An 11813-nucleotide genomic window follows, 5' to 3' on the forward strand; every position below is an offset into this window, starting at 1 on the left:
TCAGACAAAACGCGGCGGTCTCACGTTTTTCGCTGGCAAGCCAGCTCCTACAGAAAACGAAAAGCGTATCTACGATGCGAAGCGAGTCGTTCGTGATCTTGATTTTGATCTGAGGCGCCCCGTTAAACACGCTGGCCGAACGCAGGCTTGAATCCGTGGGTAACCCGGCAGGACGCCGGGTTAGCCGCGCTGGGCCAAGGATGGCCCATCGCGGCGGCCCACGGATTCAAGCCGGAGTGAGGGCACACCGAGCCTAGGCGAGGTGCCGAGTGTTGGGGCAAGAGCGCTTTGGTTACTTTCGCGCTTTTCGAAAGTGACCCGCTGTAAGAGCGGAACCAATATCAGCCGTTACCCAAATAACGGATATGTACCCAACTCAACCCCCCCCAGCCAACCCATTGTCGCCAAAAAACCGCCACAACATTCCCCCGTTTTATTGGGTGCACTTAACCCAAGTCCCAGCTAATCTCCTAAGACCTAATATTCAATCCAAATGGATATTTTTTTGACGCCAGGTCAGCAGTCGCAAGGAATGCACATGACAAAGGGACGTAGTGGCAGAGAGAGGCGAACGCTGCCAGAGGGCACTGCAATGAGGTGGCGCCACACGTTCCAAACCCGCATCGCCGGGGTGCTGGCGCTGTTACTGCTGGTGGTGGTCGGCGCCACCTATTTCGCCGTGAAGACCGCCACCACTCGCGCCGTGGAAAACCAGGCGCAAGTCCAATTGCAAACCGGTAGCCAGGTGTTCGAACGCCTGCTCGACCTGCGTGGGCGTCGCCTGCAATACGGGCTCGACTGGCTGACCGTAGATCTCCCCTTCAAACAGGCCGTGGCCGAAGGCAATACCGTGCCGATTCTCGCTGCATTGCGTCGCCACGGTACGGGCATCCGTTCCAGCGAAGTGTTTGTACTGGGCCTGGATGGCAAGGTCATGGTCAGCACCTTGCCGATCCTCACACGCGGTCAGCTATTCCCCTATGACGACGCCCTGCGGCATGCCCGACGCACGGGCTTGCAGATGCTGGTAGTGGCCCTGGATGGGCGGCCCTACCTGTTGGTGCAACGCGAAGTGATCGACGATCTACCCATTGCGCGCGTTGTCATGGGCTTTCCCATGGACAAGCTGTTCGCCAATGAACTGCGCTCCATGAGCAACTTGGAGGTGTCATTCCTTAGCGTGCAAAACGGCACGCCCGGCCCGCTGTTCAGCACTCAACCGGATGCTTACCAGGCCGGTACGCTCAGCCTGTTGCGCGAAGGGCATGTCGACCCAGAACCGAAAATCCATGTGTTTTATGGTCAGCGTGTGCTCAGCCAGGTGTTGCCGCTGGCCAACACCGGCGATGGCGATGAAGTGCGGGTGCTGCTGCAAAGCCCGCTGGACCATGCCCTGGAATCCTTTGCGCCCCTGGACCGGCAATTCCTCGGGATTGCCCTGGCGGTGCTGTTGGTGTCGTTGGCCGGTGCGTTGTTTTTGGCGCGGCGGGTATCGCGTCCGCTCAATGCCCTGGTGCAGGCGGCCGAACGTATCGGTGCCGGTGATTACCGCACGCCGGTGCGGGTGCGCAGCCACGATGAATTCGGCTTGCTGGCCCGCGCCTTCAACGCCATGCAGAGCGGCATCGCCGTGCGCGAGCGGCAGTTGGCACACAACGCCTTGCATGACCCGCTCACCGGTTTGCCCAACCGCGCCCTGGCCATGGAGCGCCTGGGCAGTGCGATCAGTGCTCGGCGGCCGGTGGTGCTGCTGTACGTCGGCATCGAAAATTACCGGGTGATCAACGAAGGCTTCGGCCCCGAGGGCGTCGAAGAGATGCTGCGTGAAGCCAGCCGCTGCCTGTCCATGAGCCTGTTGGCCAGTGACACGGCGGCGCGCATCGCCGGTAGCGAGTTCCTGTTGTTGCTGGAAAACACTGAGGTTGACCGCGCCGTGGCCCGTGCCGACCGTCTCTACACGCTACTCACCGAGCCCCAGCGCATCGGCCATGACGAGTTGCGTCACGAAGTGAGTATCGGCATCGCCGCCTACCCTGCCGACGGCCAACAGGTGGAGGAGTTGATCAGCCGCGCCGCCATCGCCCGGCATGACGCGGCCAGCCTGCCAGGGCATTTGCAGATCTACCAACAGGACCGCGACTTGGCCCACCAACGCCAGATCACCCTGATCCGCGACCTGCGCCGTGCCGCCATCGAGGGCGAATTGTTCCTGTGCTACCAGCCCAAACTTGACCTCAAGCATGGCCACGTACGCCAGGCCGAAGCCTTGTTGCGCTGGCAGCATCCGACCTTGGGCCAGGTGTCTCCTTCCGAATTTATCCCCCTCGCCGAACGCACCGGCAGTATGAGCAGCCTGACCCTGTGGGTGATCGAGGAAGCCATCCGCCAGATTGCCGAGTGGGCGCAGCGCGGCATGCTGATCCAGTTGTCGGTGAATATCTCGGTGGACGACCTGGCCGATGATGATTTGGCGATTCGCGTCACTGCGTTGTTGATTCAGTACCAGGTGGAGGCCGAGCAGCTGATTTTCGAGATCACCGAAAGCGCGATCATGCACAACCCGCAACAGGCCCTCAGTGTGTTGGAGCAGTTGCGCGGCTGCGGTATCAGTTTGTCGGTGGATGACTTTGGCACTGGCTATTCGTCCCTGGCGCAATTGCAGCGCCTGCCGGTGCAGGAATTGAAGATCGACCAATCCTTCATACGTAACCTCGATAGCACCAGTGGCGACGGGGTAATCGTGCGTTCCACCATCGAGATGAGCCACAACCTCGGGCTCAAGGTGGTGGCCGAAGGCGTGGAATTCGCCCCCAGCCTGAAGCTGCTCAAACAGTGGAATTGCGACACTGCCCAGGGTTACCTGATCAGTCGGCCGTTGAACGCCATGGCGTTCGAAATGTGGATGCGTCGCGAGCGGGTGCCGATTTAACCGGCATAAAAAAGGCGGCTACCCTCACAGGTAGCCGCCTTTGTTTTACCGCCAGTGAAGCTTATTCCGGCAGTTTGAACGCCATCACGTAGTCACCCTGTTTGGTCCCCAGGGAACCGTGACCGCCGGCCATGACCAGCACGTACTGCTTGCCGTCTTTACCGGTGTAGGTCATCGGGGTGGTTTGCGCGCCCGCTGGCAGGCGGCCTTCCCACAGTTGCTTGCCGTTTTTCACGTCATAGGCACGCAGGTACTGGTCGAGCGTACCGCTGAGGAACGCCACGCCGCCGGCCGTGGTGAAGGTGCCGCCCAGGCTAGGCACGCCCATGGTCAGCGGGATCGGAACCGGCGCGCTGTCACGCACGGTGCCGTTCTTGTGCATCCAGATCGTTTTGTGGGTGGTCAGGTCGACCGCCGCCACATAACCCCATGCCGGTGCCTGGCACGGCAGGCCCATTGGCGACAGCATGGCTTCGAGGATCACGCCGTATGGCGCGCCTTTGTTCGGCTGCACGCCTTCGGTTTCGCTGACGCGTGGACCTTGCTTGGCAATATCGGCGGCCGGGATCAGCTTGGATTTGAACGCCATGTAGCTCGGGTTCACGAACGCGATCTGGCGTACCGGGTCGACGGAAATGCCACCCCAGTCGAACACACCGAAGTTGCCTGGGTAAACGATCGAACCTTGCAGCGATGGCGGGGTGAAGGCCCCGTCGTAGCGCATGGATTTGAAATCGATGCGGCACAGCAGTTGGTCGAACGGCGTCACGCCCCACATGTCACGCTCTTTGAGCGGCGGTGGCATGAAGTTCAGGTCGGACTTCGGTTGGGTCGGCGAAGTGTGATCGCCAGCAACAGCGCCTTGTGGCACGGCCACTTCGTGGATTGGCACTACCGGCTGGCCGGTCGCACGGTCCAGCACGTAGATGCTGCCTTGCTTGGTCGACGCCATCACCGCCTGCTTCACGCCGGCTTCGGTCTTGATGTCGATCAGTGACGGCTGGCCGCCCACGTCCATGTCCCACAGGTCATGGTGAGTGAACTGGAAGGTCCACTTCACGTGGCCACTGTCGATGTCCAGGGCCGTCAGGCCGGCGCTGTATTTTTCCGAGTCTTCGGTACGGTCGCCGCCGTATTGGTCGGGCATCTGGTTGCCCATCGGCAGGTAGAGCATGCCGAGTTTTTCGTCTACGGCGAACATGGACCACATGTTCGGCGAGTTGCGGGTGTAGGTCTTGCCTTCGGCCAGCGGGGTGGTGTCGTCCGGGTTGCCGCTGTCCCAGTTCCACACCAGTTTGCCGGTGTGCACGTCGAACGCACGGATCACGCCGCTCGGCTCGTCGGTGGAGACGTTGTCGGTGACGTGACCGCCGATCACGACCAGGTTCTTGGTCACGGCCGGTGGCGAGGTGGAGTAGTAACCGCCGGGGGCGAAGCCACCGATGTTGGCACGCAGGTCGACCTGGCCTTTGTCACCGAAGTCTTCGCACATCTTGCCGGTGTCGGCGTTGAGGGCGATCAGACGAGTGTCGGCGGTCGGCACGAAGATGCGTTTCGGGCATGCATTCGGCGCGGCAGCCGGGCTGGCGCTGCCAGTAGGGCTCTGCTCGGAGGCGTAGGCGGCATCATCGTGATACGACACGCCACGACAGGTCATGTGGGCCCAGCCCTTGAAGTTCTCGGCACCCATGCTGCTGATCTTCGGATCGAAGCGCCAGATTTCCTTACCGGTGTCCGGGTCCAGCGCAATCACCTGGCTGTGCGGCGTGCACACGTAGAGCATGCCGTTGACTTTCAGCGGGGTGTTTTCTGCGGTGGTCTCGCCTGGATCGTTCGGGCCAGGGATGTCACCGGTGCGATACGTCCACGCCGGCACCAGCTTGTGGGCGTTTTCCGCGGTGATCTGCGCCAGTGGCGAGTAGCGATCGCCGTAGGCCGAACGGCCGTAGGAGTTCCAGTCGCCATCGGCCTGGGACGGTGCAGCGCTGGCCATGCCAGGGACTGCGTCGCGGTCCAGTTGGCCGGTCTTGACCATTTCACCGGGGTTGGTGAATTGGCTGGCCAGGGCGGTAGCACCCGCCAGCACCACGGCCACGCTCAGCGCGCCAGTGCCCAGCGGGGCAGGTTGGCCACGCAGCAACGGACGGCGAAACCACGGAAGCAACATGACGATGCCCAAGGCGAACAGCAGCGCCAGGCGCGGCACCAACTGCCACCAATCCAAGCCGACTTCCCACAGCGCCCACACGGTGCTGGCAAACAGCACCAGTGCGTACAGGCCCAGCGCGGCGCGACGGGTGGCCAGCAGCAGAAGGCCGGTCAGGGTGATGCCGATACCGGCCAGCAGGTAATACAGCGACCCGCCAAGCATCGTCAGCTTGATACCCCCGGCCAGCAAGGCCAGGCCCATGATCAGCAGCAAGACGCCGAGCAGCCTGGGCAACAGGCGGCTTGGGCTCGAAGCACCATCAGTGCTCATAGTGTGTTTCTCCGTGACGTTGGAATTATGTATCCCCGTGTTTCTTCACTGTAGATGACGATTCGACACGGGCTTGGTTCAGCGTTAATTCGGTTTTTCTGGGGATAAGTGTGGTTATCCACAGGCGGGCAATTTATCCCCAGGCGCACGTCGGTGTAAGACAGCGCTGTCTTGGGCAGAGGGGGAATTCGGCAAGATGGGGTCGACCGCGGAAGTGAAACGTTTCAGTTTGTTGCGGCAAGGATAAAGGGAGAGGGCGTCGAGAGAAAGCGTCAATCGCAAGATGCATCATTTCAGATTTGGTAACAGTGACAGAACGTCGCTGCAAAGGGCCCTGCAAAACCTGTAGGAGCCGGCTTGCCGGCGATGGCGATTATAAGGACGCCATCGCCGGCAAGCCGGCTCCTACAGGTTAGAATTGCGGTGTTTTTAGAAGGTGGTTCGAACGCCGAACTGCACACTTCTACCCGGCGCCGGTGCAATGTCCCGCAAGATCGAGCTGGCATACCGCACAGTCTGGTTGGTCAGGTTTTCACCGTTCACGAACGCCAGCCACTGGCTGCCACCCATGTTGAAGTGATAACCCGCGCTCGCCCCCAACGTGGTGTAGCCATCGGTGCCACTCTCGTTATCCGGCACACGGCCTTGGCCCGCCGCATGTTCCACGTCGATGCGCGCCTGCCAGCGGTCCAGTTCCCACAGCAAACCGCTGTTCAAGCGTAGCGGTGCAATGCGCGGCAAGGCTTCGCCGGTGTCCAGGTTGGTGGCGCGGGTGTAGTCGCCCGACAGCTCCAGCGCGAACTTGCCGTAGGCGCTTTCGCCAAGTTTCCAGTGATCCTGGGCTTCGAAGCCGGCGAAACGTGCACGTACACCGGAGTAGTTGTACTCAGGTTGGCCACCTGCGTCTTCTTCACCTTCTTCGTTCAACGTGCGACCACTGCCCAGCAGGCCGATGTAGTTGGAGAAGCGGCTGTAGAACACGCCGAAGCTGCCTTTGTGAGTACCATTGTCAAAGCGCAGGGCCAGGTCGCTGGACACCGCTTTTTCTTTATTCAGGTTGGCATCCCCTCGCTCGTAAGTGTTGGTGGCAACGTGGGTGCCGTTGGCATACAGCTCGTAGAACGTCGGTGCGCGCTCGGTGTAGCCCAAGGTTGCCGCCACGGACCAGATAGGCGTGAGGGTATACACGGCGCCGGATGACAGGCTGCCGGCGGTGAAGTCATTGCTTTTGTCGGCCGTGGCAAAGCGTGCGTTGCCCTTGGCGTCCGGGTCGACGCTGGTGTGTTCCAGGCGTCCGCCGAGGCTGAGTTTCAGGCGTTCGGTGGCTTGCATTTCTTCGAGGATAAACAGCGCGCCCGCGTTGGTGTCGGTCTGCGGTACGAAGGCTTCTTCACCGAGGGCCGAGAACTCGTTGCGGGTGACTTGAGCACCGACCACGCCATCGAACGGGCCAATCGGTTGATGGCGAGCTTCAACGCGCGCTTCGTAACCCTTGTTCTTGAAGGTGGTGCCGGTTTCGCCGCCTTCGATCTCGCGATGTTCGTAGTCGGTGTAGCCGGCATCGAGTTTCACCGAGGTAAACGGGCCTTGCAGGTTGCGGATCTCCGACGCAAACGCGTAGTGATCCTGCTTCATGCGGATACGCACGTCCTGCTCGGCCGGCGAGCCGTAGTTCGCGTCGTAATTGCTGTAGGACAAACCGGCATAACCGTCGTCCCAGGTGTAGGAGCCGCCCACGGCACCGCCGTCCTGGCGTCCATCACTGTTGCCCAGGCGCCCGTTTTTACCCGGAGCGTCTTCGGTTGCCGGCGCGTGCCGACTGCGTGCCTGGCCGGGGATTTTCAGGTCGTTGAATTCCCGCGCGTTGGCATCCAGGTGCAGGGCAAAGGTGCCGTTGCCGGCTTCCAGTTTGCCCGCGCTGCTGCGCGTGGTGTCGGCGCCGCCGTAGCGCAGCTCACCGGCACCGTGGATGCCTTCGATGGCCTCGGTGGGGATGCGGTTGTCGAAAGTGTTAACCACACCGCCGATGGCGCTGCCGCCATACAACAACGCTGCCGGGCCGCGCACGATTTCAATGCGGTCGACGTTGACCGGGTCCAGCGGCACTGCGTGGTCGTAGGACAGCGACGACGCATCCAGCGCACCCACGCCATTGCGCAGGATGCGAATGCGGTCGCCATCCTGGCCACGGATGATCGGCCGGCTGGCGCCTGGGCCGAAGTACGAAGACGACACGCCCGGTTGCTTGTTCAACGTTTCGCCGAGGCTACCTTTCTGTTGCAGGGTAAGGTCATCACCTTCCAGCACGGTGGTAGGCGAGGCGAGCTGTTCACTGCCCAGCGGGTTGCCGGTGATGACTTGGGGCTGCAGCTCAAGCGCGTGGGCTTCGGAGCCGATCAACAGGGCGGCGGCAAGCGGGGACAAGCGCCATAGAGAAGAGAAGGACATCAGACACATTCCTTGGCAAAACGACTAAAAGAGTTGAAAGTTATAGTTACAATATAACATCTCTTTTTCGTTGAGGACGGGAACTTTTTTCTTCGTGCTAAAGTGAGCGGCTGTATTTCTACTTTTTGTAAAAGGCCCGGCATGACCGCGACAAGCAACGACCCACTCCACGGCGTGACCCTGCAGCACGTCCTCACCACCCTGGTGGAACATTACGAATGGGAAGGCCTGGCCGAGCGTATTGATGTCCGCTGCTTCAAGAGCGACCCCAGCATCAAGTCGAGCCTGACGTTCCTGCGCAAAACTCCGTGGGCGCGGGAGAAAGTCGAAGGCCTGTACGTAAAACTGATGCGCACCAAACGCCCGCTGGATTGATTCGATGAAGCGGTTCGTGGCGGCAGCGGCGCTGGCCGGTTGGGCGGGGTTGGCGATCCAGCAATACCTGATTTTCTATTCGCGCTGGGAATCCGGTGCCAGCCTGTTGGGCGGGTTGATCAACTTTTTCAGCTTCTTCACCGTGCTGACCAATACCCTGGCGGCGGTGGTGTTGAGCTATGCGCGGGTGAAACGTGATTCCCCGGCGAAACGGTTTTTCCTCGCGCCGGGGATCAGCAGCGGCATTGCCGTGAGCATCCTGGTGGTAGGCCTGGCCTACAACCTGCTGCTGCGCCATCTGTGGCAGCCCGAAGGCTTCCAGTTCATCGCCGACGAGTTGCTGCACGACGTGATGCCGGTGCTGTTTTTTATCTATTGGTGGCGGTGTGTGCCCAAGGGTGATTTACGCTTGAAACACATCGGCGGCTGGGTGATTTACCCGTTGGTGTACTTCGCCTATGCACTGCTGCGCGGGGATTTGCTCGGGCAGTATCAATACCCGTTCATTGACGTGAGCACCCTCGGCTATCCACAGGTATTTGTGAATGCCGGGGGGATTTTGCTGGGCTTTGTGGTGATCGCGTTGGCAGTGGTGGGGCTGGATAAACTGATCAAGCCCCGGCCCTGATCACTCTTCTTCGCTGCCTTCGGCGCGCCAGTAACCCACGGCCTTGAGGTAATCCTCATTGACCTGGTGCGTGTCCAGCAGCACACGGCGCACACGGCGCGACAACTTGGTTTCAGTGGCGACGAAGCTGTACAGCGAGCCACTCGGTAACGTCAGTTTCTGCACGGTTTCAAGCAGGTCGTCCTGACCACGGAGCACCCAAATCACTTCGACATCGGCAGCGCTTTGCAGCGTCTGCTTTTCTGCCGCATTGGCGATCTCAATCACCGCCAGTGCCTTACGTCCCGCCGACAACTCTTCCAGGCGCCGCGCGATGGCGGGCAGGGCGGTTTCATCGCCGATCAGCAAGTAGCTGTCGAAGATATCCGGCACGATCAACGAACCCCGAGGCCCGCCGATGTACAGGTGTTGGCCGACCTGCACTTGCTCGGCCCAGGTGGACGCGGGGCCGTCGCCGTGCAGCACGAAGTCAATGTCCAGCTCACCGATGCTCAGGTCAAAACGACGCGGCGTGTAGTCGCGCATGGCCGGTTGTGGGCCGTCGCCCTTGATGGTGAAGGTCGGGCTTTCCAGCGCGGCCTGCTCGGCGGCGTTCTGTGGAAACAGCAGCTTGATGTGATCGTCGGCACCCAGGCTGACAAACCCCGCCAGCTCGGGCCCGCCCATGGTGATGCGACGCATGCGCGGTGTGATGTCGACCACCCGCAACACTTGCAGGCGGCGGCGTTTGATTTCGTGGGTCACGCGGTGGATGGCTTGAGTATTCATTGGTCTTTCCCGTCGGCAATGGCTTGAGCGGTGCGATTGAGCAGCGCCGCGACACGAACGATTTCTTCCGGGCTCCAGCGCCCGTGGTGCGAGTGCAGGGCATGACGCAGGTTATGTACCGCCTCGTGGATTTCCGGTGGGCGATCATGACCGCGCAGTGAACGCTTGCTCACGTCGATGCGCATGCGCACGCCGTCCAGGGCGACCTGTTGCTCGCTTATGAAGAGACGACCGGCGTCGGTGATTGTGTAGCGTTTTTTTCCGCCATCGGCGTCGCCCTGGATCAAATCGCTTTCTTCGAGGAAGGTCAGGGTCGGGTAGATTACGCCCGGGCTGGGGCTGTAGGCGCCGTCGAACAGGCTTTCGATCTGGCGGATAAGATCGTAGCCATGGCACGGTTGCTCGGCGATCAACGCCGGCAGCAGCAATTTCAGATCGCCGGGCGCAAAGACCCGGGGGCCGCGACCGCGGCCAGAGCGCGGGTCAAAGCCGTCGCGTGGGTGAGGATGGTCTCGCATGGGTAGGAGCCTCTGTGTGTGTCTAGATATAACTTAAGATATATCTTGAGAGGCTCGCAAGGGCTTCCGACAGACGGTTTCCATTTCCTAGAGCACGCTTTGACTCGTTAGTTAATCTTGCTCAAGTACACAGGGTTGTTTTGAATGAGTGTAATCTGTTTCTTACATACACTTCCTTAATTAAACTATTCTCATTAGTGTAGTTGTAGTCTGATTCTTACGGCTGTTTTTAAAGTTTTGGCAATTTGCCATATTCTTCCTATATGTCCTGATGTAACAGGGCTACGCAACCTGTTGAATTTCCCGGCTTACATTCTCAAGGCGAATATTGAAACTTGCCTTGCTTCGAACGGGTTCCCGATTGGCAATGCAAATAGTTGGAAAAACAGTGCTGCAGTCACCCTGCGTGCATTCAACTTTTGCTGAGACTAAATCAAGGGTTACCACCTGGCCGTCGCTTAACTGATAAGTCCTTCGCACTCCTGCGGCAGGGTTTCTTTTATCAATGTGTGAGTGTTTGCTAATGAATACCAAAATGAAAACTGCACTGTTGTCTCTCGGCCTGCTGATGGGTTCGGCTTCCGTCGCTCAAGCGGCGGACGGAACCGTTACGTTCATTGGGTCGGTCCATTCGGGTGCCTGCTCTATCAAGCCTGAGTCCGTGGATCAGTCGGTTCACTTGGGCGCGATCGCAAAGCATCAGCTGCAATCCGGAGGCAAGTCTGAAGCCCGACCTGTACGGATTGAGCTTGAGGGCTGCGATCTGACGGGCCTCACCGACAACACAGTGACCACCACCTTTACAGCGGCGCCTTCCACCGTTGTGCCGGGTGCGATCGGTACCGTCGGTGGTGCAGGCGGCGTGGGCATCATGATGACCCACGGCAGCAAACTCATTGAGTTGGGCGTTCCCACCACGCCGCAGGCCATTTCTGCCGGCGACAACACGTTGGAGTTCGGTGCCTATGTACAAGGCGCAGCGACGGCTCCAATCGTCCCTGGCAATTTCAGCGCGGTCACCAATTTCACCTTGGCTTATCAGTAAGTGTTTCCCCCGCCACGTTGAGTGGCGGGGGGAAGCTGGCGGGAGATAACGGTGAAAACATTCATACACCTCGCTATGGCCTCTTCACTGACGGTGTTCATCAATCCTTGGGTTTACGCGCAAGCCGATGCGCAAGGCGAGGGCATTGTCACGCTGGGTGGACAGGTCATTGACTCTGCCTGCGGGCTGGAACTGGCCAGTGTCGATCAAACCATCGACATGACGCCCGAACCCATCGGCCGGCTGTTGCGCAATGCACTGGGAGCACCGCACCCCTTCCAGTTGCGCCTGGTCAATTGCACGCTGACTCGCCCTGATCCGTTGCGCCCCGGCGTCAACCTGCCTGATTGGGAGCACCTGCGGGTCACGTTTGACGGGGCGCCCGACAGGGACGGTCGCTCCTTTGCAGCCTTTGGTGATTCCCAGGGCGTTGCCTTGCACATCTGGGATTCGAGGGGTGAGGAGAGTGTCCCGGGGGTGCCGATGGCACTGCGCCCGCTGGCTGAGGGTGACATGACACTCAACTACACGCTTCGCCTTGTTGGCAACGGACTGCCGTTGGCGCCCGGGGCTCACGCAGCCGCCGTGCGGTTCAAGTTGGAATACTTTTGAACATTGATGGG

Annotated in this window: 9 protein-coding genes; 5 read left to right on the top strand and 4 right to left on the bottom strand. The window is 60.3% G+C overall.

Annotation, left to right across the window (positions count from 1 at the left end; all coding sequences use genetic code 11):
- The first annotated feature begins 592 nt into the window (after positions 1-592).
- Complete coding sequence (locus CI807_RS12310; RefSeq protein ID WP_095014848.1) at positions 593-2929, top strand: bifunctional diguanylate cyclase/phosphodiesterase; 2337 nt, start codon at positions 593-595, stop codon at positions 2927-2929.
- Between the two features lie 61 nt (positions 2930-2990).
- On the opposite strand, the gene CI807_RS12315 is transcribed toward CI807_RS12310, so the two are convergent.
- Together CI807_RS12315 and CI807_RS12320 are read right to left on the bottom strand one after the other, a co-directional pair.
- Positions 2991-5408 carry a glucose/quinate/shikimate family membrane-bound PQQ-dependent dehydrogenase gene (locus CI807_RS12315; RefSeq protein ID WP_016977537.1) on the bottom strand — a complete coding sequence of 806 codons (2418 nt, stop codon included), beginning with the start codon at positions 5406-5408 and terminating at the stop codon, positions 2991-2993.
- 429 nt (positions 5409-5837) lie between these two features.
- Positions 5838-7856 (bottom strand): TonB-dependent receptor, encoded by a 2019-nt coding sequence (locus CI807_RS12320; protein ID WP_095014849.1) that lies wholly within the window; start codon positions 7854-7856, stop codon positions 5838-5840.
- Between the two features lie 141 nt (positions 7857-7997).
- On the opposite strand from CI807_RS12320, the gene CI807_RS12325 reads away from it, so the two are divergent.
- Positions 7998-8231, top strand: a complete 234-nt coding sequence (locus tag CI807_RS12325; RefSeq protein ID WP_016977534.1) for a VF530 family DNA-binding protein — start codon at positions 7998-8000, stop codon at positions 8229-8231.
- 4 nt (positions 8232-8235) lie between these two features.
- Entirely contained in the window at positions 8236-8859 is a 624-nt protein-coding gene (locus CI807_RS12330) for a Pr6Pr family membrane protein (RefSeq protein WP_095014850.1), read from the top strand.
- Here CI807_RS12330 and CI807_RS12335 read toward each other — a convergent pair whose 3' ends face one another.
- Positions 8860-9627 carry a siderophore-interacting protein gene (locus tag CI807_RS12335; protein WP_095014851.1) on the bottom strand — a complete coding sequence of 256 codons (768 nt, stop codon included), beginning with the start codon at positions 9625-9627 and terminating at the stop codon, positions 8860-8862. It abuts the gene before it with no gap.
- Positions 9624-10145: a PadR family transcriptional regulator gene (locus CI807_RS12340; RefSeq protein ID WP_016977531.1), complete on the bottom strand. Its 522-nt coding sequence runs from the start codon at positions 10143-10145 to the stop codon at positions 9624-9626. The genes CI807_RS12335 and CI807_RS12340 overlap by 4 nt, the downstream gene beginning before the upstream one ends.
- A gap of 535 nt (positions 10146-10680) precedes the next feature.
- Between CI807_RS12340 and CI807_RS12345 the strand changes: the two genes are divergently transcribed.
- Entirely contained in the window at positions 10681-11190 is a 510-nt protein-coding gene (locus CI807_RS12345) for a fimbrial protein (protein ID WP_095014852.1), read from the top strand.
- Between the two features lie 51 nt (positions 11191-11241).
- A complete protein-coding gene (locus CI807_RS12350; protein ID WP_095014853.1) occupies positions 11242-11802 on the top strand; it encodes a fimbrial protein in 561 nt (186 codons plus the stop codon).
- Positions 11803-11813 lie beyond the last annotated feature (11 nt).

It is taken from the genome of Pseudomonas sp. NS1(2017), from assembly GCF_002269425.1.
GTDB lineage: Bacteria > Pseudomonadota > Gammaproteobacteria > Pseudomonadales > Pseudomonadaceae > Aquipseudomonas > Aquipseudomonas reactans.